This window comes from Pseudomonas sp. TKO26, assembly GCF_003225665.1.
Lineage (GTDB): Bacteria > Pseudomonadota > Gammaproteobacteria > Pseudomonadales > Pseudomonadaceae > Aquipseudomonas > Aquipseudomonas saponiphila.
On the sequence record NZ_QKLN01000005.1, the window covers coordinates 345,813 to 370,095 of the forward strand.

General features: G+C 65.3%; 23 protein-coding genes. 12 read left to right on the forward strand and 11 right to left on the reverse strand.

Annotated features, from left to right (window positions below; genetic code table 11):
* Positions 1-2 precede the first annotated feature (2 nt).
* On the reverse strand, positions 3-281 hold the full coding sequence (locus DNK59_RS31615; RefSeq protein WP_146249896.1) for a hypothetical protein: 279 nt from the start codon (positions 279-281) through the stop codon (positions 3-5).
* Between the two features lie 503 nt (positions 282-784).
* On the reverse strand, positions 785-964 hold the full coding sequence (locus DNK59_RS31620; protein WP_146249897.1) for a hypothetical protein: 180 nt from the start codon (positions 962-964) through the stop codon (positions 785-787).
* A 176-nt stretch (positions 965-1,140) separates the two neighbouring features.
* On the opposite strand from DNK59_RS31620, the gene DNK59_RS10585 reads away from it, so the two are divergent.
* Complete coding sequence (locus DNK59_RS10585; protein ID WP_110723147.1) at positions 1,141-1,803, forward strand: DUF2625 family protein; 663 nt, start codon at positions 1,141-1,143, stop codon at positions 1,801-1,803.
* Between the two features lie 45 nt (positions 1,804-1,848).
* Positions 1,849-2,775: a hypothetical protein gene (locus DNK59_RS10590; RefSeq protein WP_256596328.1), complete on the forward strand. Its 927-nt coding sequence runs from the start codon at positions 1,849-1,851 to the stop codon at positions 2,773-2,775.
* A 105-nt stretch (positions 2,776-2,880) separates the two neighbouring features.
* Here the strand turns inward: DNK59_RS10590 and DNK59_RS10595 are convergent, their stop codons facing one another.
* Positions 2,881-3,798: a LysR family transcriptional regulator gene (locus tag DNK59_RS10595; protein ID WP_060838443.1), complete on the reverse strand. Its 918-nt coding sequence runs from the start codon at positions 3,796-3,798 to the stop codon at positions 2,881-2,883.
* 95 nt (positions 3,799-3,893) lie between these two features.
* On the opposite strand from DNK59_RS10595, the gene DNK59_RS10600 reads away from it, so the two are divergent.
* The 10 genes from DNK59_RS10600 to DNK59_RS10645 all read left to right on the forward strand — a co-directional run bounded on the left by DNK59_RS10600 (position 3,894) and on the right by DNK59_RS10645 (position 17,746).
* On the forward strand, positions 3,894-5,117 hold the full coding sequence (locus DNK59_RS10600) for an MFS transporter (protein ID WP_092316204.1): 1,224 nt from the start codon (positions 3,894-3,896) through the stop codon (positions 5,115-5,117).
* Positions 5,118-5,119: 2 nt separating this feature from the next.
* Positions 5,120-5,944, forward strand: a complete 825-nt coding sequence (locus DNK59_RS10605) for a hypothetical protein (protein WP_110723149.1) — start codon at positions 5,120-5,122, stop codon at positions 5,942-5,944.
* 100 nt (positions 5,945-6,044) lie between these two features.
* Positions 6,045-7,280 carry an MFS transporter gene (locus DNK59_RS10610; protein WP_110723150.1) on the forward strand — a complete coding sequence of 412 codons (1,236 nt, stop codon included), beginning with the start codon at positions 6,045-6,047 and terminating at the stop codon, positions 7,278-7,280.
* A gap of 271 nt (positions 7,281-7,551) precedes the next feature.
* The gene (locus DNK59_RS10615) at positions 7,552-8,781 is read left to right on the forward strand and encodes a pyridoxal phosphate-dependent aminotransferase (protein WP_110723151.1); all 1,230 of its coding nucleotides are present in this window, start codon (positions 7,552-7,554) and stop codon (positions 8,779-8,781) included.
* A gap of 119 nt (positions 8,782-8,900) precedes the next feature.
* Positions 8,901-9,731: a hypothetical protein gene (locus DNK59_RS10620; RefSeq protein WP_110723152.1), complete on the forward strand. Its 831-nt coding sequence runs from the start codon at positions 8,901-8,903 to the stop codon at positions 9,729-9,731.
* 87 nt (positions 9,732-9,818) lie between these two features.
* Positions 9,819-11,204 (forward strand): class II fumarate hydratase, encoded by a 1,386-nt coding sequence (gene fumC, locus DNK59_RS10625; protein ID WP_092316194.1) that lies wholly within the window; start codon positions 9,819-9,821, stop codon positions 11,202-11,204.
* Between the two features lie 57 nt (positions 11,205-11,261).
* Complete coding sequence (gene aepX / locus DNK59_RS10630) at positions 11,262-12,152, forward strand: phosphoenolpyruvate mutase (RefSeq protein ID WP_092316192.1); 891 nt, start codon at positions 11,262-11,264, stop codon at positions 12,150-12,152.
* 532 nt (positions 12,153-12,684) lie between these two features.
* Complete coding sequence (locus DNK59_RS10635; protein WP_110723153.1) at positions 12,685-13,296, forward strand: TetR/AcrR family transcriptional regulator; 612 nt, start codon at positions 12,685-12,687, stop codon at positions 13,294-13,296.
* A gap of 125 nt (positions 13,297-13,421) precedes the next feature.
* A complete protein-coding gene (locus tag DNK59_RS10640) occupies positions 13,422-14,648 on the forward strand; it encodes an efflux RND transporter periplasmic adaptor subunit (RefSeq protein ID WP_110723154.1) in 1,227 nt (408 codons plus the stop codon).
* A complete protein-coding gene (locus DNK59_RS10645) occupies positions 14,645-17,746 on the forward strand; it encodes an efflux RND transporter permease subunit (RefSeq protein WP_110723155.1) in 3,102 nt (1,033 codons plus the stop codon). The genes DNK59_RS10640 and DNK59_RS10645 overlap by 4 nt, the downstream gene beginning before the upstream one ends.
* Before the next feature lie 63 nt (positions 17,747-17,809).
* Here the strand turns inward: DNK59_RS10645 and DNK59_RS10650 are convergent, their stop codons facing one another.
* The 8 genes from DNK59_RS10650 to DNK59_RS10685 all read right to left on the reverse strand — a co-directional run bounded on the left by DNK59_RS10650 (position 17,810) and on the right by DNK59_RS10685 (position 24,065).
* Entirely contained in the window at positions 17,810-17,977 is a 168-nt protein-coding gene (locus tag DNK59_RS10650) for a hypothetical protein (protein WP_256596332.1), read from the reverse strand.
* A gap of 44 nt (positions 17,978-18,021) precedes the next feature.
* Positions 18,022-18,822, reverse strand: a complete 801-nt coding sequence (locus DNK59_RS10655; RefSeq protein WP_110723156.1) for a helix-turn-helix transcriptional regulator — start codon at positions 18,820-18,822, stop codon at positions 18,022-18,024.
* A 540-nt stretch (positions 18,823-19,362) separates the two neighbouring features.
* Positions 19,363-20,139 (reverse strand): helix-turn-helix transcriptional regulator, encoded by a 777-nt coding sequence (locus DNK59_RS10660; protein WP_110723157.1) that lies wholly within the window; start codon positions 20,137-20,139, stop codon positions 19,363-19,365.
* Positions 20,140-20,363: 224 nt separating this feature from the next.
* Complete coding sequence (locus tag DNK59_RS10665; protein ID WP_110723158.1) at positions 20,364-20,777, reverse strand: VOC family protein; 414 nt, start codon at positions 20,775-20,777, stop codon at positions 20,364-20,366.
* 167 nt (positions 20,778-20,944) lie between these two features.
* Positions 20,945-22,411, reverse strand: coding sequence for a GDL motif peptide-associated radical SAM/SPASM maturase (locus tag DNK59_RS10670; RefSeq protein WP_110723159.1), 1,467 nt, complete (start codon positions 22,409-22,411; stop codon positions 20,945-20,947).
* A gap of 135 nt (positions 22,412-22,546) precedes the next feature.
* The gene (locus DNK59_RS10675; RefSeq protein ID WP_110723160.1) at positions 22,547-23,152 is read right to left on the reverse strand and encodes a DUF1842 domain-containing protein; all 606 of its coding nucleotides are present in this window, start codon (positions 23,150-23,152) and stop codon (positions 22,547-22,549) included.
* 52 nt (positions 23,153-23,204) lie between these two features.
* On the reverse strand, positions 23,205-23,840 hold the full coding sequence (locus DNK59_RS10680) for a DUF1842 domain-containing protein (RefSeq protein WP_092316174.1): 636 nt from the start codon (positions 23,838-23,840) through the stop codon (positions 23,205-23,207).
* A gap of 36 nt (positions 23,841-23,876) precedes the next feature.
* Positions 23,877-24,065 (reverse strand): DUF1843 domain-containing protein, encoded by a 189-nt coding sequence (locus tag DNK59_RS10685; RefSeq protein WP_110723161.1) that lies wholly within the window; start codon positions 24,063-24,065, stop codon positions 23,877-23,879.
* Positions 24,066-24,283 lie beyond the last annotated feature (218 nt).

Here is a 24,283-nt window from a genome sequence, read left to right on the forward strand (position 1 = left end):
GTTCAGATAGAGCTTTTCTCATCAACTGCTTCGATCATTCGCTTTGCTGACTCATAGTCAAACCGATTCACATCATAAACAAAGTACAGGTACCCCTGTTTTGCTACGTTCGCATAAGAGGTGATGCTTGCAATGTTGGGGTAGACAGACAATGCTTTGAGAACTCGTTCGCAGTAAGGCGTAGCAATTGACTTGGTTCCGTCCACCGCCGCATATCCAAACTTTTTTACCGAGTCTACTGCGTTGTAAACGTTTTCGGTTGTCTTAAATATCCTGCTCAACTTATGAACTCCGTTTAGCGTTGTCCGAAATAAAAGGGCGACCATTCCGGGTGCACTAACACCCGAAATGGTCGCCGAACCGCAGATTATTCCTGCAGTCCAGCCGTGGCCCCTGCCTTTTGCCCAAAGCGCGGCGAGCCTATCACCTGTTTATATATACAGTAAATGCTTGCGGGCCTATGACCTCTCCCATCATTCCCTGAGTGGGCGGCAAGCGCCGCCTAGCCGACCGCTTAATCCCTCTCCTTCCTCATGCACGGGCAGTCCGAGGTGATTAGGGAGCTGTAGGGGGGGCGGCAGAACGCCGGAGGTGGGGTGCGCAAAACCTACGCTGGAGGCAGCGTATTTCCGTTTGCATAAGCACAAAAAAGATGGTGTTTTGTCTGCCTGGTGTAGGTATATTTTCTTTTTAAAACAATAAGTTATTAATTTATAGGTCCCAGCATGGGGTGCTAGGGGTCGAGTGTTCGAATCACTCCGTCCCGACCATATTTTTCAACGACTTAGCCGCTTTCGAGCGGCTTTGTTGTTTCTGCCATAGTGACTTTCCAAGTGACGCTGGTCTTTTTCTTCATGCCTCCCTCCTTTTCAGAATCGTCAGCGGTGGTGCGCGCGAGTCGGTTGCCTCGCTGGCTTGAGCCCCGGAAGCCGCACCAGGGCGGCAGGCGGTTGAAAAAGCTCATGAAGCAGTTTCAGTCACTTCCGGGCAGTGATGAAAAGTTTCTGAAAATGCCTTGCACGGTTGCCGGTTCAGGAGAGCTGGCAGATCGGCACAAGGCGCTGCTAACCCAGCTAAATGACTCGCTCCGCCTCTGCATCCAAGTGGATATAATCCGTTCCTTTTTCCAGGGATCGGTCGATGAAAAGCTTGGAAGATCTGCTAGACAGCGTCGATTCTGCGCTGCCCTTGCTCAAGGCCATGCTCGAAGAAGCCAGTCTGAACCATCAGTTACTGCCCCCATCCAGCGACAACGCCAGGGTGCTGTCTGCGCTGCAAGTCACGACTCGATCAACCTTGGGAGCGATGGCCTACGAAACCGGCGGGTTGCTCATCGACCACGGCTGGCTGCGGGTGCTGGGCTCGGGGCATCGGCACTTGTCGCGCAATCTTGTCGATTGGAATGACGCCCGCGTACAGGCGGCCTTGCTGGTGGCTGACGACGCTGCAGGAGGGTTCTTTGCCATCAACGGTGGCGGTCTGGGCTCCGATGTGGGGGCGATGTACTACTGGGCGCCCGATACGCTGCAGTGGGAACCGTTGGAGGTGGGCTACAGCGACTTTCTCGCCTGGGCCTTGAGCGACCAGTTGGCCGTGTTCTACCAGGGCCTGCGTTGGGATGACTGGCAGCGTGATGTGCAGGCACTGAGTGCCAATCAGTGCTTTTCCTTCTACCCGTTTCTCTGGACCCGTGAAGGCTCGGTCCAGCACAGCCACCGCGCTGTGGTCGATGTCGACGAACTCTTCGCCATGCACCTGGACCTGGCTCGCACACTCGACAGTAGCGCCTCGCCGTTCGGCTGATACCACGCCAAGGCGCTTGTCAAATCAATGGATGGGAATGCCGCAATGAAACGCAACGCGATGTTGTTGATCTGGGCCTGGGTATTGGCGTTGGCCGCACCGGCCTGGGCCGATGGCAAGCGGCTGATACCGCACAGTGAGCAGGCCACTGGCGGTTACCTCTCGTCGCAGTTGTTGCTCAAGCCTTGTGCGGATATCGACGCGCTGGGGTTCGCGGGCGACGAGACAGTCCAGCGCAGCGCCGCGGATGCGCGCCAGGCGCTGCCGGCGGGCACTTGCGAGAATGGGGCGCTGGTGGAAAAGCTGTTCAAGGCACGCTTTCTCCAGCACGCCACTCTCGCGATGGTCTACACCCCCTGGCAGCTCGATGAGCAGATCGCCCGGCAGCAGCGGGTCATCGGTCGCTGTCGTGACACCCAGTGCCTGGCGCGGGAGCTGGATCGGGTGATTGCCGTTCTGGCGCCGGTGTACCTCGGTGCCCGGCGCCAATGGCCCCGCGGCAAGGGGCTGTGCAGCGCCGACCCGCGGCAGACTCCCGCCAGCCAGGCACTGGCGCTGCTGGAGCCCGATGCCGCCAAGGCCATCAGCGCGACCTGTGCCGAGAGCGAGGTCAATGCCCAGACCTGCCGCGGCCCCCAGGGCCCGATGTTGCTGGTCAGCTGTGGCCTGAGCGGCAATCAGGTCAATTCGGATCAATGGCTGTTCCTGGCGCGCAAGACGCCCCCCGAACCCTTGCTGGCCGTCGAGGACGGTCCGGTGGCGGTGCTGGCAACCACCTGCAACGGCCTGCCGGACCTGATGACCCAGGCCCGAGTCAGTGCCGGGGAGCAGTACGTGAGTTACTACCGTTACGACGGCCGGGCCTATCGGCAGCTGTATGCCCAGAGCCATGAGTTTGTCGGCAACGACGCCCATGGCAACGATCTTATGATTGCCCAGGGCAGGGCAGAGGCCCGGGTAGTCTGCCACTAGCGGGTGCGGATAGCGGCCCGCTGGCCTGTGGCGTGTTCGCCGGCACCGAGCGCCAGTCATTCGGCCGATGTGCTTCAGGGCCGCCCGGGGCTCGGCGCGCTCGGATCAGCGTCCGGCCGTCTCCGGCTGCGCCTGCAGCAGTTCATCGAGCACCCCCATGAAGGCTTCCACCAGTTGGCTGCGCCCCTGCCTGCGGGTCAGTACCAGCAGTTGCGCGGTGGCGCCGGGGTCCGTCAGCGGGCGGTAGGTCACGCCCTTTTTCGCCAGGGTCTGGGTGCAGCGTGGCACCAGGGCAATGCCCTGGCCGGCCGCCACCAGGGCGATGATCGAGGTGATCTGTCGGCCGCTGGGGCCGGGGCGCAGAGGCAGGCTGTTGCGCCGGTAGAGTTGTTCGATCGCTTCGTTGAGCCCCGAGCCGTAGTCGGCGGGAAACAGGATCAACGGATGCTCGCTGAGCTCGGCCAGGGTCACCTGATCCTGGGCGGCCAGGGGGCTGTCGCTGGAGATGGCCGCCACCAGGGGTTCGTCTCCCAGGGACAGGGCCTGGATTTCGCTCTGTTCGCAGGGCGGCCGCATCCGGCCCATGCCGATATCGATCCGTCCGTCGACAATCTGCGACCACTGGCTGACCGACGCACCTTCGACTAGGGTCAGTTGCACGTCCGGGAAACGCTGGGCGAACGCCTGGATCGCCTGGCTGAACAGGTCCGACAGGGCAATGGAGCTGGCGTAGCCCAGGGCCAGTTGTCCGGCGCAACCCTTGGCCAGCTTGCCGGCCATGACCTGGGTCAGGTCCACCTGCTCCAGCACCGCCCGGGCATAAGGCAGGAAGTGCCGGCCCTGGGCGGTGAGGCTGACGGTGCGGCTGGTGCGATCGAACAGGCGGAACCCGAGCTCGGCTTCCAGTGCCGAGATCTGCCGCGTCAGTGGTGGTTGCGCAAGGTGCAGGCGCAGGGCGGCGCGGCCGAAGTGCAGCTCTTCGGCAACGGTCAGAAAGTAACGCAATCTGCGTAGATCGAGCATCCGGTTCCCTGGGTATTGATCGGTCGTAAATCGGTATTGGTCTTGGATCAGCGGCGTATTTTATAAAGGCCTTTCGTCAGAAAACGAGAGGTTTCATGAACCCGCGCCAGCATTGTGCTCGCATTGCCCTGTTTTTGTGTGGCTGTGCGGCTTTTCTCAACCTGTATGCAACCCAGGGCATTCTCCAGGAGTTCTCCCAGAGCTTTGCGGTGAGCATCAGGGAGGCCGGCTGGAGCATTACCGTGACCACCCTCGCGGTGGCCATCACCGCGCCCTTCGTCAGCCGTTTCACCGGCCGCTTCCCGCAGCGTTCGGTGATGGTCCTGGCGTCCCTGTTGCTGGCGCTGCCGGCGTTGCTCGCGGCCTGTGCCGGCAGCTTTGCCCAGTTGCTGTTCTGGCGCTTCGTCGAAGGCATGCTGATCCCGGTGGTGTTCGCCACCAGCGTGGCCTACATCGGTGATCGCTTCAGTGGCGGCACCGTCACCGAAGTCACCAGCCTGTATGTGGCCGGCACCGTGTTGGGCGGCTTCGCCGGACGTTTCGTCACCGGCTTCATGACCGAATACGTCGGCTGGCGCGAGGCCTTTGCCCTGTTGGCGGGCCTGAGCCTGCTGATCGGCGTGGCCATTCACTACCTGCTGCCGGCCAATCCGGCGCCGGTTGCCAGAAGCCGGCCGAGCCGCCTGGGCGCCCTGCGCGAACTGTGCCGCCGGCCGTTGCTGGCGGCCTACGGCGTGGGCTTCTGCGTACTGTTCTCGCAGGTGGCCACCTTCACCTATGCCGGGCTTTACCTCAGCCTGCCACCGTTCGACCTGGGCGCCGCGGCCCTGGGGGCGATCTACAGCGTGTTCCTCCTGGCGCTGGTGGTGATTCCGATTGCCGGGCGCCTGAGCAAGTCCCGACCCCAGGCCGAGCTGCTGGTCGCCGCGGCCCTGCTCGGGGTCAGCGGTTCGGCCCTGACCCTGTTGCCCTCGCTGTGGCTGATCGTGCTGGGCCTGGCCCTGAGTTCCACCGGGGTGTTCCTGGCCCAGGCCGCGGCCAACGCCTTCACCACCGCCACCGCCGGCCACAACAAGGCCGGCGCGGTGGGCCTGTACCTGACGTTCTATTACCTGGGAGGCAGTTTCGGCGCCGTGATCCCGGCCTTGCTCTGGAGTCGCTGGGGCTGGCAGGGCTGCGTGGCGTTGATCGTGGTCTTCCAGTTGCTGTCGCTGTTGATCGCGTGGGGCGGCTGGAAGCCCCTCAAACCCGAAACGCCAGCCGCCATTGGGCCGCTGAACCCGCTTGATTCATCATCCAACAAGGAATACGTGAGGTGACCATGAATAACGTACTGACCCGGCAGAGCGAATTGCTGAAGATCGTCGAACCTGTGTTGAACGACATGCCGGCCAGTGTCTTGAAGCATGCGCTGTTCGAAGCCTTCTGGAGCGAGGAAAACGCTCTGCTGGACATCGAGAATGCTTTCGAGAAGCTCACCTCGCGCCGCCACGAACCGGCGGTGCTGCGCAAGTTCTTCGCCAGCTGGTCGAAGACCAACAACTCCGCCACCAGCGTCTCTGGCCTGGCCAATCGCATCACCTTGCTGGCCCGTTCCGAGCAGGGTTCGCAAGCCGCCGAGGGCCTCTATCGGGCCTGCGGCAGCCTGCAGCGGATCACTGACGAAGACCTGGGCGCGCTGGGCAACACCCTGCACTCGGACCTGTTCTACAACATGGCCACGCCCATCTGTGGCGACGATCGGTGGCTGCTCAAGGAAAACTGCCTGCCTTCGGCCCAGGCGTTCAAGGACTGGACCGACTTCCGCCGCCTGCGCGACCGGGACCTGCTGCAAGGCCTGCTGACCACCTTGGTCCACGAGGTCTATACCCACGGCGAGGTGGAGTACATCCATCCGCTGTACAAGCAGTGGTTCGTCCGCGACATGGGCGTGCCGGCGGAAAAGGCCCGCACCACCGTGGCCTGGGTCACCGTCCACACCGGCGGCACCGAGAGCAACCACTTCGCCCATGCGGTGGCAGCGGTCAACGAGTTCGTCGAGGCCATGCAGGTGCGGGTCGACCCGCAGGCCGCGCGGGAAATCTTCGCCGAATACCTGCAGCGCAAGGCGCGGGTGATGCGCGACTGCGCCCAGGCACTGCGCTGAGGGGCGCCGGCCCGGCCCCGCAAGCGGGGTTGTGGCCGGCTCCGGCTTGCCTATCCTGTGACTGACCCGCTTCCTTTCCCACCTCGCAACCTGGCCGACGATGAATGATCTGAAACACAGCGCCTCCCTGGAGGCCGCGCCAATGAGCGATGCCAGCGTGCGTCGTCGCTCCCTGTTCGCCGGTTGCAGCGCCCATGCGGTGCATGACGGCCTGACCGACGTGATCTATGTGCTGCTGCCGATCTGGCAGGCGCAGTTCGCCATGAGCTATGCCCAGATCGGCCTGCTGCGCGGGGTCTATTCCGGAATGATGGCCGGCTTCCAGTTGCTGGCCAGTCGCGCCGCCCGGCGCTGGGGGCGCGAGCGCCTGCTGGTGGGCGGCACCGCCCTGGCCGGGCTGGCCTACCTGCTGGCGGGGCAGGCCGCAGGCCTGGGCATGCTGCTGCTGGCCCTGCTGCTCGGTGGCCTGGGGGCCAGTACCCAGCACCCGCTGGCCTCCTCGCTGATCACCGATACCCATGAAGCCGGCGGCGGGGTCAAGGAGGCCCTGTCCCAGTACAACTTCGCCGGGGATATCGGCAAGACCCTGGTCCCGGGCCTGGTGGGCCTGTTGCTGACCCTGATCAGCTGGCGCGCCAGCGTCACCCTGATCGGTCTTCTGGGGCTGGCCGCCGCGCTGCTGCTGTGGTGGCTGATTCCCTCCCGGGCCAGCACCCTGGCCATCAGCGAGAAAGCGCCCAAGACGGTCAAGGGCCAGGGCTCGGCCAGCGGGATGCGCGCGCTGATCCTCACCGGCACCCTGGACAGCGCGGTGCGCATGGGCTTTCTGACCTTCCTGCCATTCCTGCTCAAGGCCAAGGGCGCCGGCACCGCCGGTATCGGCCTGGCCTTGACCCTGCTGTTCGTCGGCGGTGCCTTCGGCAAGTTGCTGTGCGGTTACCTCGGTGCGCGCATCGGCATGATGAAAACCGTGTGGATCACCGAGTTCACCACCGCCAGCCTGATCGTGCTGGCGGTGTTCCTGCCCTATGGCGGGCTGATGCTGATGTTGCCGCTGCTGGGCCTGGCCCTGAACGGCACGTCCTCGGTGCTGTATGGCGCGGTGCCGGACCTGGCCGGCGCCGGCAAGCGCGAACAGGCGTTCTCGCTGTTCTACACCGGCACCATCGGCGGTGGGGCCCCGGCTCCGGTGCTGTTCGGCGGCCTGGGGGGTGTCACCGGGATACCCCCGGCGGTGATGGCCCTGTCCGCCACGCTGCTGCTGACGCTGCCCCTGTCCTGGTACGTGCAACGGGGCATGGACGCCGACGCGAGATCCGTTTCCAGCGCCTCCTGAACCCGCTGTCGCGGCAGAAAACATCAGGCCCGGGGCTGTTCTGCCCGGGCCTGATGCGTTCTGCGTAAGGGCGCGTGGCAGGGGCCTCGCAGCCATCAGATATTTCTTACTTTTGCAGTATCAATCACGACGCAATCGGTATTGGCCGGTGTTTGCGACTGTCATCAGAATGTAAGAAGACCTGGCTGGGGGCCTTGGCCGGGTTGGCTGCGCAAGGTGTTTTCCCGACTCCGGGGCGCCTTGCTTCCAGATCGTTTTCGCAGGTAACAACATGAATAAAAGCGAAGCCACTGCAAGCCGCTTGTCTTTGTCCAACCGTGCCCTGGGCCTCAGCGCGCCGGGCACATCCAGCATGCGCAGCAAAGCCAACGCCCTGAAGGAAAGCGGGGTCAAGGTGATCAATTTCGCCGCCGGTGAACTGTCCTTCGATGCCTGCCAGGACATGCGTACCGGGGCCATCGAAGCCATTGAGAACGCACGCAATCGCTACACCCCGCCCATCGGCCTGCCGGCCCTGCGGGAGAAGCTCGCCCAGCGGGTCAGCCAGCGCACCGGCGTGACCTTCGCGGCCAGTGAAGTGGCGGTCACCGCCGGGGCCAAGCAGGCCCTGTACAACGCCCGCATGGTGCTGCTCAACCCCGGTGACGAGGTGATAGTGCCGAGCCCGTATTGGGAAACCTTTCCCACCCAGATCCGTCTGGCGGGCGCCACCCCGGTACTGGTGCCGACCCGCGACGACGACTACCGGCTGACCCTGGAAGCGGTGCAGGGGGCGCTGAGCGAACGCACGCGGATGATCGTCATCAACACCCCGAACAACCCCACCGGCACCGTCTATCAGCGGCAGCAACTGCTGGCGATCGCCCAGCTGGCCTTCGAGCGCGGGCTGTGGGTGATGTTCGACGAGTGCTATCGCGGCCTGGTGCGCGAACCCCACGAACACCACAACATCCTGGCGCTGTTCCCGGAGCTCAAGGCCCAGACCGTGCTGATCGACTCGTTCTCCAAGAGCCAGGCGGTGACCGGCTGGCGGGTCGGCTACGCCTGCGCCCCGGCGCCGGTGATCGCGGCCATGCACAACCTCCAGGGCCACACCACCTCCAACCCCAGCAGCCTGTCGCAATACGCCGCGCTCAATACCTTGAATGCCGACTCGACGCAGTTCGCCGACCAGGTCAATCCGTTCCTGCAGCGCCAACTGCACGCCGCGCGCACCTACCTGGATCGTCTGGAAGGCATCCGCTATGCGCCGCCGGAGGGAGCGTTCTACCTGTACATCGACATCGCTTCGCGCCTGGGCGGCTACTACCGCGGCCAGCCGATCCGCGACGTCGACCACCTCGCCGACCTGCTGCTGACCGAGGCGCACATTGCCGTGGTCCCCGGCTCCGGTTGTGGCGACCCCCACTGCATCCGCATTTCCTACGCCGTCGAGTACCAGGAACTGATCGAAGGCCTGAGCCGCTTCGCCCAGTTCATGTCGGCGATCGTCATGGATTAGCGCCGCCGTCACCCGCATCTGCCACCGCGTTATCGCGCTTCCCGAGCCCGTCCAGAGGCCCGGGGCGGCGACGCCTGGCTTGTTGTCCGTGAACCCAAGAGTCAATACAGGAGAGAAACATGGAGAGTTCCCGCGAGGCGTTCATCGGCTATGTGCATCAGGCACTGGTGGATGTCGAGGACCGCAATCTGGTGGAAGCCCTGCTTACCGGCTTTGAAAACAACCCCGGCCTGTTGGACGGTTATTGCCTGACCTATCAGCGCATGACCTCCCGCCCGTGGTCCGAGGATTCGCTGTGCACCTTCTTCTGCGGCTGGCGCAGCCCCGACGGCGCCGCCCATGCGGTGTCGAGCATCATCGTGCGGTTGCTGCAGGAATCCGCGGAGCTGCCCGGCGACGACAACCAGCTCAAGCTGCTGGCGGCGGCCCGGCATTGCGGCGAGATCATCGTCGAGGACGTCGGCCTCGGTGAAATGCACGGCCATCCCCACCATTCCAAGCTCTATCACCGCATGGCCTCGGCCATCTGCGGCTCGGACAACTGGTGCCTGCAGGACAAGTACCTGAACCCCATCACCAAGGAGTTCTCCACCTGGGTCGGGGCGAAGCGCCCGCTGGCGCCGAACCTGGTGGAAGCCCTGGAGATGATGGCCCTGACGGAGCTGTTCAATACCGGCGAATACAACCTGATGACCCCGCTGTGGAAGAACTGGCTGCGCGAGTCCTGCGGGTATCCGGCGGGGGAGGCCAACCGCATCGCCGGCTTCCTCAGCGTTCACTGCGGCGCCGTCGAGGCCCGGCACTTCCGCCACGCCACCGAGGCCCTGCGGCTCTATACCCAGGCCACCGGCCAGCAGATCGACTACCGGCGCATCGCCGCGCTGTCCGACGAGTACGTGGTGCGGGCCTGCGCCCACCTGGAAAAAATGGCTTCCGTACTCAAGGAGTAGGGCGCCCGTGCACCCCGCCGGGCAGGGCGCCTGCCCGGCAACCCCGAACTGATTGCGCTTTGCGCCAACCACTGGAGCACCTTGAACATGCGTCATGAATCCGACTCGATGGGGACCATCGCCGTACCGTCCAACCGCTACTGGGGTGCTCAGACCGAGCGCTCCATCCACAACTTCCCCATCGGCCGTGCGCGCTTCCAGTGGGGCGCGCCGATGATCCGCTCCCTGGGCATCCTGAAGAAGGCCGCGGCCCTGGCCAACCTCAAGCTTGGCGAGCTGCCGCAAGCCATCGCCCAGCCCATCGTCAAGGCCGCGGACGAAGTCATCAGCGGGCAACTGGACGAACACTTCCCGCTGGTGGTGTTCCAGACCGGCTCCGGCACCCAGTCCAACATGAACGCCAACGAAGTGATCGCCAACCGGGCGATCGAGATGCTCGGCGGCGAGCTGGGCAGCAAGCAACCCATCCACCCCAATGACCATGTCAACCGCGGGCAGTCGTCCAACGACACCTTTCCCACGGCCATGTACATGGTGGTGGTCAGCGAGATCCACGAAACCCTGCTGCCGGGCGTGTCGCTCCTGCGCGACACCCTGGCCGACAAGGCCGAGCAGTTTGCCGACGTGGTCAAGGTCGGCCGCACCCACCTGCAGGACGCCACCCCGATCACCCTCGGCCAGGAGATCGGCGGCTGGGTCGAGCAGATCGACTACGCCCTGGGCGCTATCCAGCTCAACCTCGATGGCCTCTACGACCTGGCCATCGGCGGCACGGCGGTGGGCACCGGACTCAATTCCCATCCGCAGTTCGGCGACGAATGCGCCAGGGTCATCGCCGAGCTCACCGGCTACCCGTTCAGGTCGTGCAGCAACAAGTTCTTCGCCCTCTCGGCCCATGACGCGCTGGTCAACACCTCGGCGGCGATCCGCACCCTGGCCATGGCCCTGATGAAGATCGCCAACGATGTGCGCTGGCTGGCCAGCGGCCCGCGCTGCGGCATCGGCGAGATCGACATTCCCGAGAACGAGCCGGGCTCCTCGATCATGCCGGGCAAGGTCAACCCGACCCAGTGCGAGGCCCTGACCATGGTCTGCACCCAGGTCTTCGGCAACGACGCCTGCGTGGCCTTCGCCGGCAGCCAGGGCAACTTCCAGCTCAACGTCTACAAGCCGGTGATGGTGCACAACGTGCTGGAAAGCATCACCTTGCTGGCCGAATCCTGCCGCGCCTTCAACGACCACTGCGCGCTGGGCATCGAGCCGAACCGGGCGCGGATCGAGGCCAACATCGAGAAGAACCTGATGCTGGTGACCGCCCTCAACCGCCACATCGGCTACGACAAGGCGGCCATCATCGCCAAGACCGCCCACCAGCAGGGCAAGTCCCTGCGGGAAGTGGCGCAACAGCTGGGCTACGTCTCGGCCGCGGATTTCGACCGGTACGTGGTGGCCCTGGACATGACCCACCCCTGAGGCGGCCCGGCCGCCGCGACCCCGGAGTTCCCCAACCACAAGAGGCGTGTGAATCCCATGCAGGACGCTGATATTCGCCGAACCAACCTCAGCCAGTTGCTGCGCCGCAAGCGCTGTCTGCGGGTGCTTGAAGCCCACAGCCCGATCTCCGCGCTGCTGGCCGAACAATCCCGGCTGGAGCGCGGGGCCGGGCCCAGCCTGAGCTACGACGCCATCTGGTCCAGCTCCCTGACCGACTCGACCCACAAGGGCCTGCCGGACATCGAGATCCTCTCGCCGAGCAACCGCTTGCACGGCATTCGCGAGATCTTCGATGTCTGCTCGCTGCCGATGATTTTCGACGGCGACACCGGCGGCAAGGCCGAGCATTTCGCGATCCACGTGAAGATGCTCGATCGGGCCGGGGTGTCGGCCGTGGTCATCGAGGACAAGTGCGGGCTGAAGAAGAACTCGCTGTTCGGCAACGCGGTGAGCCAGCTTCAGGACTCCATCGAGGAGTTCTGCGACAAGATCCGCGTCGGCTGCAGCAGCCGCAGCCACGAGGACCTGCTGATCATCGCCCGCTGTGAAAGCCTGATCCTCGACAAGGGCATGGACGACGCCATCGAGCGCTGCCTGGCCTATGTCGCCGCCGGCGCCGACGGGATCATGATCCACAGCCGGAAAAAGGACGGTCTGGAAATCCTCGAATTCGCCCGGCTGTTCCGCCGCCACTGCCCGCGGGTGCCGCTGATCTGCGTGCCGACCAGCTATGCCCACTTGAGTTTCGACGAGCTGGAAGGGGCCGGCTTCAACGCGGTGATCTACGCCAACCACATGTTGCGCAGTGCCTACATGGCCATGCGCGATGTGGCGGTGGGCATTCTCGAACACGGCCGGACCCTGGAGGTGGAACCCCGTTGCCTGGGCATTGACGAGATTCTCGATCTGGTGCCGGGCACCCGTTGACCGCGCAGTTCTTGGAAATGGCCTGTTTCGTCTTGGTGGGGCAGAGGATTCAGGCGGTTTAGGAATAAGAATTTTCTTACATACGCTGCCTGGACGGATGCCTAGAATGGGCCCCGTTCGCCCGGCCAGGTATCACAGTGAACCGCAACATGGCGGTGCCTGGTCAGGGCGGGCTGCAACACGCGGTACCCGCCCGCCCGGCCTTCGTTGTACTGCCTACTGCCCTTGGCTGGCCGGGTTGGCCCTATCTCCTCATCAAGCATTCCCACCTCAAGCATCTCCCCTCAAGCATTGCTCCCGGCATCCGCCAGGCTTGCGCCGAACCCTGTTCGTTTCCCCTATGCATTCCTGCACTATTTTTCACACAGATTTACAGCTCTCGGAAAACCCTCGCGCTAGCCTGTGATCGCGGCATGTACCGGCACCCGAGCGCGATTACAGCGTCGGCCAGTGAGCGGACTGCGGCCCAATACTAGATCGATCAGTCAGTCTATGAATCGCGCCGGCAAGGCCGGTGGCGCCAGGGTGGGCAATGAGAACGGTAGACCCCTACAAGGTGGAAGCACGGCGCCAGCAGATACTCGGCGCGGCGCTGACCTGCTTCGCCCGGAACGGCTTTCACGCCACCCGTACCGCGCAGATCTGCGCGGCCGCCGGCATGAGTCCGGGCAACCTGTTCCATTACTTTCCCAGCAAGGCGGCGATCATCGCGGCGATCGCCGAGGAAGACTGCAAGGCCATGACGCGCCTGTTCTCCCAGTGGGACACCGCCGAGAACGTCCTGGACGCCGTCGAGCACATCGCCCTGGCGATGATGCAGGCGTCCAGTGATCCGCAGCAGGCGCGAATCAGTATCGAGGTGGCGGCCGAGGCCTCCCGCAACCCGCAGATGAGGGCGTTGTTCGCCGCCAACGATGCGCAGGTCAAGGCAGACCTGGCGGCCTTGCTCCGGCGCGGCATGGCCGCTGGCCAGATCGACCCGCACCTGGACCCGGCGATGGCCGCGGTGTGGCTGGTGGCGCTGACTGAAGGCGCCATCGCCCGGGTGGTGCTGGAGGCGGATTTCCAGGCCCGGGCCCACCAGCCGATGCTGCGCTTGATCATTCGCCGCTTCCTGTGTCCACCGCAGCCCGAATCTGGTTGAGCGCCACCTTGCGACGGCTCTGTCGGCCGTTGCCCCGCTTGCGTCATGGCGTCTCGGACCGCTTTCAGGTCACGGGGCAGGGTGCCCGCGTTCCGGGCGCAGATGAATCCTTGAGTAGCCGACACATGAACCCGACCGACCCCACTGCCGAGCAATGTCGCAGCCAGCGCTTGCGGCGCCTGGCCAAACATACCCCCAGGCTGTTGCTGGTGACGTTGCTGACCCTGGCGGGCACGCTGCTGGCCCTGTGGTTGCCGCAGACCCAACTGCCGGCCAGCCACAGCCAGGAACCACCGCCCGGGCTGAAAGTCAGCAGCGTGCAGGTCCGTACCGGCAGCGTCGGGCAGCGCATCTTCATCAGCGGTACCCTGGTGCCCCAGGAAGAGATTGCCGTCGGCACCGCCCTGCAGGATCAGCGCCTGGCCTCGATCCGGGTGGAGGAGGGCGACCGGGTCAGTGCCGGGCAGGTTCTCGCCGAGCTGGAAACCACCACCCTGGATGCCCAGGTGCAGCAGGCCGAGGCCGCGCTGGAGCGGGCGACGGCGTTGATTCGCCAGCAGCAGGCGTTGAGCGTCGAGGCCCGGACCAGTCACCAGCGTCTGGAACAACTGGGCGGCATCGGCGCCGCCAGCGCCCAGCAAGTGGATCAGCAACGGGCCCAGGCGCATACCACCCAGGCCGCCCTGGCGGCGGCCCGGGCCGAACAGGCCCAGGCCCGGGCGCAACTGGCGGACGTCCGGGCGCAACGCCAGAAGGCCACGCTGCGAGCGCCGGTGGCCGGCGTGGTGTCGGAACGGCATGCTCGGGTTGGCGCCCTCGCCGGCGCCGAGCCGCTGTTCCGGCTGATCCGCGACAACCGTCTGGAGCTGGATGGCGAGGTGACCGAAAGTGCCTTGCGCGCCTTGCAGGTCGGCACCCGGGTGGTGGTCCAGGTGACGGGGCTGCCGACCCCGGTGGCAGGCCAGGTGCGCCTGCTAGCGGCGAAAGTCGACCCCGTCAGCCGCCGCGGTCGGGTGCGCATCACCCTGGTGGCCGACCCCGAGCTGCGCGCCGGCAGCTTTGCCAGCAGCAGCCTGGAGCTGCCGGCCCAGAGCCTTGAATTGCCGGCCCAGAGCCTGGTGCTGCCGCAACGGGCGCTGACGTTTGCCAGTGACGAGCAGGCCACGGTGGTGGTGCTGGACCCGGAGGGCAGGGCCAGCCTGCGGCAGATCCGCGTCGGCCGGCGTGATGGCATCCAGGTGCAGGTGCTGTCCGGGCTGGTGGAGGGCGAGCGGGTGGTGGCCCGGGCCTCGGCCTTCGTGCGTGATGGCGACCAGGTCCGGCCAGCCGACGACGAGGAGCTGGAACCATGAGCCTGCGCCTTTCCTCCTGGGCGATCCGCCGGCCGATTCCGACCCTGGTACTGTTCCTGGTGCTCAGCGTGGGCGGCTGGTTGTCCTTCCTGCAGTTGCCGATCAACGCCAACCCGCGGGTCGAGTTCCCGGTGATCACCGTGCTGATATCCCAGGTCGGCGCTGCGCCCACCGAGCTCGAACACTCGGTGACCCTGCGGGTGGAACGCGCGGTGTCGGGCCTGGCCGGCATCCGTCATATCACCTCGACGGTGGCCGACGGCATTTCGGTGACCACCGTGGAGTTCCAGCTCGGAACCGATCCCGGGCGCGCCGCCAACGACATTCGCGATGCCATCGCGCTGATCCGCGCCGACCTGCCGCAGACCATCGAGGAGCCGATGATCACCCGCATCGACGTCGAGGGCGGGGCCATCCTCAACTACGCCGTGAAGGGCAGCGCGCGAAGCCTGGTGGAGCTGTCCTGGTTCGTCGACGACCAGCTCGGTCGCGAACTGCTGGCGGTACCCGGGGTGCAGAAAGTGCAGCGCCTGGGCGGGGTCGAGCGCGAGGTCAAGGTCGAGCTCATGGCCGAGCGCCTGCAAGCCCTGGGCATTACCGCCGAGCAGGTCAACGGACAACTGGTGCAGAGCAACATCAATGTGCCCGGCGGGCGGACTCAGCTGGCCAGCCGCGAACAGTCGATCCGCACCCTGGGCAGCGCGCCCACGGTGCAGGCCCTGAGCGATACCCCGATAGCCCTGGGCGAGGGGCGCTGGGCGCGCCTGGGGGAGTTGGCCAGGGTCCACGACGGCGCCAGCCAGGCCCGTTCCCTGGCGCGCCTGGACGGCGAGGAAGTGGTGGGTTTCGCGGTGTTCCGCGCCAAGGGCTCCAGCGACACCCGGGTTGCGGCCGGGGTTGAAACGGTCATCCAGCGCCTGCAGCAACAGCACCCGGAGCTGGAGATCCGCCAGATCTCGTCCTCGGTGGACTACACCCTGGCCAGCTACGACGCGGCGCTCATGACCCTGGTCGAAGGTGCGCTGCTGACCGTCCTGGTGGTCCTGGTGTTCCTCAGGAGCTGGCGTGCCACCCTGGTGGCGGCCATTGCCCTGCCGCTGTCGATCCTGCCGACCTTCGCCGTCATAGCCGGATTCGGTTATTCGCTGAACAGCATCACCCTGCTGGCCCTGACCCTGGTGATCGGCATCCTGGTGGACGATGCCATCGTCGAGATCGAGAACATCGAACGGCATCTGGACCAGGGCAAGCGTCCCTACCAGGCGGCCATCGATGCCAGCGACGCCATCGGCTTTGCCGTGGTGGCGATCACCGCGACCCTGGTCGCGGTGTTCCTGCCGGTGAGTTTCATCGGTGGCTTCATCGGCCAGTACTTCACCCCGTTTGGCATCACCGTTTCGGCGGCGGTACTGGCGTCGCTGCTGGTGGCGCGCCTGGTCACCCCGTTGCTCGCCGCCTACCTGCTCAAGCCCAAGACCTCGGGCCATGGCCCGCGGCCGGTGGCGCCCGGTGGCCTGCTGGGGCGCTACCTGAAACTGCTGGAGTGGGCGCTGCAACACCGGCGCCAGAGCCTGGGGCTGGCCGGGCTGTTCCTCGTCGGCTCGTTCGCCCTGGTGCCGCTCCTGCCTTCGGGATTCATGCCGGTGAATGATCTGAGCCTGTCGCGCATCGACGTCTCGCTGCCGCCCGGCACGCCTCTGGCGCAGACCGACAAGGCGCTGGCCGACATGGCCCGGCAGATTCGCCAGCGCCCCGAGGTGCTCTCGGTGTTCGTCACCGCCGGCGGCGAGGACGCCTCCGGAGCCACGGACGTGGCCAGCGGCCAGTTGCTCGTGCGCTTGCTCCCGGCGGACCAGCGCGAGCTCGGCCAGAAGGCCTTCGAACAGTCCCTGCGGCCGCTGCTCAACGGCTTTGCCGACCTGCGCTACGCCTTCCGTGGCGAAACCGCGGCGCGGGATCTCTCGATCATCCTGGTGGGCCCCGACGGGGCGGCGCTGAGCCAGGCGGCCCATGCCGTGCAGCGCGACATGCGGGCGATTCAAGGCATCGCCAACGTCCAGGTCAACGAGCCGCTGCCGCGTCCGGAACTGCTGATCCAGCCGCGGGTGGACGAAGCGGCGCGGGCCGGGGTCAGTGCCCAGGCCATCGGCAGCGTGGCGCGGATCGCCGCCGTGGGCGAGATCAACGCCGGTTCCGCGCGCTTCAATTTCCCTGACCGCCAGGTGCCGATCCGGGTGCTGCTGCCGGCCATCGAGCAGGGCGACCTGAATGCCCTGGGCAACCTCGGCGTCAGCACGGACCGGGGCACGGTGCTGCCCCTCAGCGCGGTGGCGGATATCGGCTATGGCAGCGGGCCGGCGCGGATCGAACGCTTCGCGAGGCTGCGCCGGGTGTCGGTGGATGCCGATCTGGCCGGGCTGACCCTGGGCGCGGCCCTGGACGCCGTCGGCCAGCTGCCGGCGCTGCAGCAGCTGCCCGACGGCGTACGCAACGTCGAGTACGGCGATGCCGAATACATGAATGAGATGTTCGACAAATTCAGCATGGTCATGGGGCTGGGCATCATGATGGTGTTCGCCGTGCTGGTGCTGCTGTTTCGCGATTTCCTGCAACCCTTGACCATCCTCACCGCGCTGCCGCTGTCGGTCGGTGGGGCGCTTGGCGGGCTGTTGCTGTATGGCGCCGCGATCGACTTGCCGGTGGTCATCGGCTTGCTGATGCTGATGGGCATCGTCACCAAGAACTCGATCCTGATGGTGGAGTTCACCCTTGAGAAGCGCCGCCTCGGCGTACCCCGGCAGCAGGCCCTGATCCGGTCGGGGGCCGAGCGCGCGCGGCCGATCGTGATGACCACCATCGCCATGGTCGCCGGCATGCTCCCGGCGGCACTCGGCAGCGGCGCCGATGCCGGGTTCCGCGCGCCGATGGCGGTGGCGGTGATCGGCGGGCTGGTCACCTCGACCCTGCTGAGCCTGGTGCTGGTGCCGGTGGTCTTCAGTTGCATGGACGACCTCAGGCAATGGCTGGCGCCGCGCCTGGCGCGCCTGACCTCGGTCACCGCGCAGGACCGCGCGCAAGCGCAGCCACAAAAGCCATGAGGCGCGCTCTGCGGCAATCGGCCCGACGGCAACCCGGTGGGCAGAGGCGCGCCCACCAGCAGGTCAGGTTGTTCGGGTCCTGGGCACCTGGCGCTGGTAGCGGGCCAGGCTGGCACGGGCGCTGTCGACGCTGGTGCGGACCAGGGCCACGTCCAGCGCCGACACCTTGCCGGCGCTGCCATTGCGCATGCTCTGTTCGTCCGCCGCCAGGGTCCGTGGGGAGCTACGCATTGATCAGCTTCGTGACAGCAGATCCTGATGCGGACGGGGCGACTTCAGGCGCCGACCATCCACTTGGCCAATCCGTGACGACCGCTAACCCCGAGCTTGGCAGCGGCGCGCTTGAGATAGGTTTCCACGGAGCTGTTCTTGACGCTCAGGCGCTGGGCCATTTCCGGCACGGTGCCGCCAGTGAGCAGCCCCAGGCACACCTCTTTTTCCCGGGCCGAGAGGCTGATGTCGCCCAGCGACAGACGCTCGTCGAACTCCCGTTGCAACGGGTTCTGCTGCGTCGCAGCGACGGGCCTGGCACTCCAGCTGCACAGGTTCTTCAGGGCCTGTTGCCGGTGCAGTTGAGCGTGGCGTTCCAGCAGCGGCAGCAGGGTTTGCGACAGGCTCTTGAGGAACGACAGCTCGGAGAGGGAAAAGCCGCCCTGCTCGGCGTCGCGGTAGAGGCCGATGACACAGCGGCGATTGGCTTTGCGCGAGACCAGATGGCATTGATGCGCGGTGGTGCGGGAGTGGCCACTGCGGGCCTGGGCATTCATTTGAATCAGCAGCGAGTCGTCCATTTCCAGCATCTTGTGCAGCAGCGGGTCATGACGTCGCGGCGGCTCCGGCAGCGGCAGATCCTTCTGCAGCCCGGCACGCCCCAACAGGGTAATGGACAGGGAACTGGCCTGGCGCTCGTCCAGGGTCCATTCACTGAGCACCAACTGGCCCGCCGGCACTCGCTTGTCCACCAGTTGCAGCATCTCGCTGGCGAACTGTGGGTGGCCGGTGTGGGAAATCAATTGTCCCAGTTCGAAGTAGAAGTGCGGCATTTCCATATTCGCAATACTGCTGGTCAGACTCATATCCTTAATCATCCTTGATTGAGACAAATCGCTGATCTAAGCGCGCTTGCCACGCTGTACGTGGCAGATTCCCGATGAACCTGAACCGCTCTTCGGAGCTGAATTTAAGCCTATGGCTTTGCCCGGCGTCTGTAGGGGGAAACGGGGACAGGCAAGCCATGCCAGAGCCTTGTCCAGGTATTGTGCCAAGCCTCTGCAACAACCCTTTGGCGCCAGCCGGCGGGGTTTTCGGCGGGTTCGCGCGGGCCCGGGTGGCCCGTCCGGGGCAAGGGGGCGAAGACCCGCGCCAGGCCATGAGCGTCGTCGACGGATAGCCAATTTCCTACAGCTGAATCAGCCGATCCGCAAGGCTGTGCCAGGGCGACTCGACGCTGTACACCATCGGTGGCTATGCGGTGCTCAAGGGGCCGTTCCGGCCCGGGCTGATGCCGCGCGCCTGGAGCCGATCGACGCGTTGGCCCGGGACTGATCCGCGCCCGGACAACCCCGCCGGCGCTGGGGCCGGCGGGGTCGGGTCAGCGGGTCAGGACCGGTGTCGGATCAGGCCGGTGCACCATCGTTGCTGCCCGGCGCGTCTTCCTGGGGCGAGTACATCCAGCGCAGCAGCGAGTGTCGGCCACTGATCCCGAGCTTGATGGCGGCGCGCTTCAGGTAGCTCTCCACGGTATTGACCTTGAGCTTGAGCTGCTCGGCCAGCTGCGGCGCGGTACGCCCGGCCAGCAGCCCGACACAGACCTCCAGCTCGCGGTTGGACAGGTGCAGCCCGGACTGCTCCAGGCGCTCGGCAAAACGCAGGCGCAGGGTCGTCAGGCCCTCAATGGCGGCGCCGTTCTGCTCGGCGCTGTCGCCATGGGGCTGCAGGGCGCTGATGTGCTTTTCCACCATGGGCAGCAGCAGCGGCGAGATGTCCTCCAGCAACAGCCGCTCCTGGGGGGAGAAGCTCTGGGCCTGGTTGCTGCGGTACACCGAGAGCACGTAGTGGTACGAGTCCTTGCGGCCGGTCAGGTGCAGTTGCGCCGGATTCAGGTTGCCGCGCTGGCGATGCAGCAGCTGGCTCTGGACCGGCTGCTCGGGCTGCTCGGGAAAAGCGGCGCACAGCAGCGGATCGTTACTGGCATGAAGCGGATGGCGGGTCTGCATCAGGGGCTTGCCGGGTCTGTCGGCGCCCGCCTGCGGGTCGGCCCGCAGTTGGGTGATATGGGTGGCGTCAACAGCCAGTTGGGTGAGGATCAGGTCGTGCAGCATGCGCGGAAAACTGCGGCTTCCGGTGCTGGCGATGACCTTGCCAATGTGTGGAAACAGTATTTGTGAGTTCATCATTTCATCCATGAATGAGGAGGTGTGGAAGGGCTGCCTTATAGCAACGAGTTTGGATAGCGGTTGATTTAGCTCCTGTTTACGCTGAGCGACGAAGGGTCGCCTCGTATCCTAGTACAGGGTGCTGATGGCTGTTTGATGAAGTGCGCAAAATCTTTCACAGCAGGCGTGGCGGTGGGTGCCGCAGGGCACGGCACCCGAGGAGTGGGACGCAGTGGGCCGGGCTATTGGCGCTTCTCGCAGTTGACCATCCATGGCACGCCAAAACGGTCTACCAGCATGCCGAAGCGCTCGGCCCAGAAGGTGGCTTCCAGCGGCATCTGCACCTTGCCTTCCTCGGCCAGGGCGGCGAACACCCGTTCGGCTTCGGCAGGATTGTCGATGTTCAACGAGATCGAACAGCCATGGATGCCCAGGTAGGGCCGTTCCGGGGTGCTGTCCGAGCCCATCAGCCACTGGTCACCGACGCTCAGGCGGGTGTGCATGATGCGTTCGTGGCAGTCGGCGCTGATGTGCTCGCGAGCCGGGCTTTCGCCGAAGGTCATCATCATTTCCAGGGTGCCGTTCAGGCATTTCGCATAGAAGGTGAAGGCGGCCTTGCAGTCGCCGTTGAACACCAGGTAGGGATTTATTTTCATGCTGTGCTCCAGTCGCAGGGGGCGCGCGGGCCTGTGGACGAACTTCCTTAGCAAAGCCCTTATCCGCCTGGTTCGGAGGTTTTTTATAGATGGTTTTTCGATGCTTGCCCGGGCTGCTATAACCGCCGCCGCGCCAGGATCGGGCGCGGCGGCGGGACTGGCGGCGATTACAGGCGCGGCTGCTCCGGGGGCAGGCCCAGCAACTGGTGCAGGGTGTTGATCAGGGCCTGCTGGCGCAGCCGGTCTTCTTGATGCCGGGCTTCGGCGGCGGCGACATCGGCGTGGCAGTGCGGGCAGGTGCTCTCGACGGCGTGGATGTACTCCAGGCAATTGCGACACAGGGCCAGGCGCGGCGGGATGCGGCCTTCGGTGGGGGAGGCCAGGCCCTGGTTGACCCAGGCCAGCTTGATCACCTGACCGCTGTCGCTGACGCTGGCCACGGCTTCGCCGGTGTCGATGCGCTCGGTGATCAGGTCGAAGCGGCCCACGGAGAAGGACGCCGGGCCCGCATCTTCGAGCTTGACGATGCGCTCGCGCAGGCCCTTTTTCTGCAGGTCCAGGGCCCGGTAGTGGCAATAGGGGTTGTTCCCCGGCTTGCCCAGCAGCGAGTGCGAAGTCCAGGTGCAGCCGCCGCGACACACGTCGTTGTAGTAGCAGCTGCGGCAATAGCCCCATAGGTCGTCCACCGAGCGCAGGCGGCCGAAATGAATGCCTTCGCTGTAGTGCCAGATGTCGTGCAGGCTCATGTTGCGCACGTTGCCGCCGGAGAAGCCCACGGTGGCCAGGGACGGGCAGCCCTTGACCGTGCCGTCGGCCTCCAGGGCCAGCACCGTCTGCCCGGCGGCGCAGCCGGTCCAGTGCACCCGGTCGTCGCCGAAGCCGCGCCACATGTGTTCGTAGGGGCCGTAGTAGCCGATGTTGTTGCCGATGTTCATCAGCAGGCCGCGCTCGTTGCCTTCGCGGTACAGGCGCGCCAGCAGCGGCATGACTTCCAGCAGCTGGTAGGGCTGCATCAAGAGTTCGGGGTGATCCACGGCGTTGCCCATGGCCACCGTCAGCTGGATCTGCCAGTGCTTGGCGCCGGCGTCGATGATCAGGTCCATCAGGGCCGGCAGGTCGGGCAGGGTGGCGGCGCCGATCTGCGTGTTGACGCTGATCTTCAGCCCGGCCTGCCTGGCCCGGCGCAGGGTGTCCAGGGCCTTGTCGAAGGAGCCCGGCACATTGCGCACCGCGTCGTGCAGCGGCGCCAGACCGTCCAGGGACACGCCAACGCCATCGAGCCCGGCGTCCACCGCGGCCTGCATCTTGGCCGGCGTCAGGTTGCGTCCGCCGGTCTGGATCGCCACGTACATGCCGTGGTCGTGGATGGCCTGGATCAGTCGCGTCCAGTCCTTGCGCAAATAGGCTTCGCCCCCGATCAGGGTGATTTCCCGGGTGCCCAGGGCGGCCAGTGAATCGATCACCGCCAGGCATTCCTCGGTGCTCAGTTCACCGGGGCGCCGGTGCCCGGCGCGGGAGCCGCAGTGCAGGCACTTGAGGTCGCAGGCGAGGGTGATTTCCCAGACCACATGCACCGGCACATAGCGCTTGAGGTCGTTTTCGCTGAGGTAGCGGGCGGGGAGACGGTCTGACATGAGAGATCCTTGCGCACCCAGCGGTGCGCGGCAGCAACCCATCGAAACAGGCGCACCTTCCGTGGGTGGCGAGGGCGCGATCGGTTTGGCGCAAGTCGGGGCCGGCCGATGACGGCCGGCCCCGCTGGCCTGGACTCAGCGGCGCTCCAGGCGGCTGATTTCCGCCTGCAGCTGCTGCACCGCCTGGCTCAGGTTTTCACTGTTGGCCAGTTGCTGCTCGCCCTGGGCCACCAGCGCCTTGAGCCGCGCCAGGTCGCCGCTGGTCTGGGCCTCCTGCAGCGCCACCGCGTACAGCGGGTGGGGATGCATATGCGGCTGGCCGATCTGGGCCGTGCGTTCGCTTTGTTTCTGCTCCACCGGTGCCTGGCTCACGGCGGCGTGTTGCACCACGTGCCAATGACCCTGGTACTGGTACTTGTAGCTGGCGAAGCCGCTGGCCCAGTCGAGGCCGAGGATGCCCTGCAGATGGAACGTCTCGGCGATCTGGCTGGTGGGGCCGCTGGGGTTGCCGGCCAGGCTGAGGATGATATGGCCCTCGCTGGACGGATCGAGCTTGACCTGGGAGTAGTCGCCCCAGACGTCCGCCCGGAACTGCAGCGGTGGCGAGGTGCTCTGGGTGATCCGGGCCACGCCGCTGACTCTTTTCTGCGGGGTGTTGACCAGCAGGTCGAGGGTCAGCACCGGCGCTCCGATCACAGGATTGGCGACGATGATGCGGGTATGGAACAGTCCGATTGTCATGCTGCAACTCCTTATCTGGATAGAAAGCATCAGGTGTGATGGACGGCCTTGATCAGCGGCGTTCCTGCTTCTTGATCTCGGCCTTGGCTGCATCCAGCGCGGTGCGGATCAGCGGTAGCTGCTCCAGTTGCTGGGTGGCCACCCGATGCAGGCTCTTCATCTGGGCCAGATCGCCGCTGGCGATGGCGCCGTGGATCGGTCCGCCGTACAACGCGGCGCTGGTGCTGTTCACGGCGCTGTACTGGCCCGAGAGCTCTGGCGTCGACAGGGAGCTGGACTGCACCGACTCCTGCAGGCGGGCCGGCACCTGATTGACCGAAACCCAGTCATGGCCGTTGAAGTACTGGTAGTTGGCAATGCCTTCCTTCCAGTTTTCGCCGACTACCAGGTGCAGCTTGAAGGTGATGATGGAATTGGAGCCGGGGCCGCCCTGATTGCCCTGGGCGGTGATGAGGATCTTGCTGGCGCTGGGGGGCATGACCGTGAGGTAGGTGTACTGACCCCAGACATCGCTGTGCAGGTTCAGGGGCGGGTTGACCGCCTGGGTGATGGTCGAACCGCCGCGCACACTTTGATCGGGGGTGTAGACCAGCAGGTTGAGGATCAGGCTGGGCGCCCCGTCCTGAGCAGTACCGATGCGATAGCTCAGGGGGAACAGACCTTCGGCTTGGGAATTGGAACCGGACATATGCTTTGCCTCCATTCAATGACGGGGAAACAGCGATCAGTGCTGCTCCAGCCGGGCGACTTCCCTGGCCAGTTGTTCGTAGGCGCTTTTCAGATCCTTGGGTTCGTCGCCCTTCTGATTGCGCTTGGCCAGCAGGGCTTTCATCTGGGGTAGCTTGCCTTCGGCGATTGCCGACTGGATCGCTACCCCATAGGGAACAACCGTGTGTTGCGAGGTGGGGCTCATGGTGTGTGCCTTCCGTGGGGTTTAGGGGGGCTGCGGTACTTGGCAGCCTTTGCAGTTAAGCAGCGCGGATGGAAATAGCCGGGTAATGGCACATTGATTTTGTGGGTTTCCGACAGGTGGATTCACAGGGGTAAGGGATTGATTTTGTGGAAATTCCAAAGGGCGATATGCAGGGGGGCAGGTGATTGCGGATGGCGATAGAGGGGGGATTGTTGGGG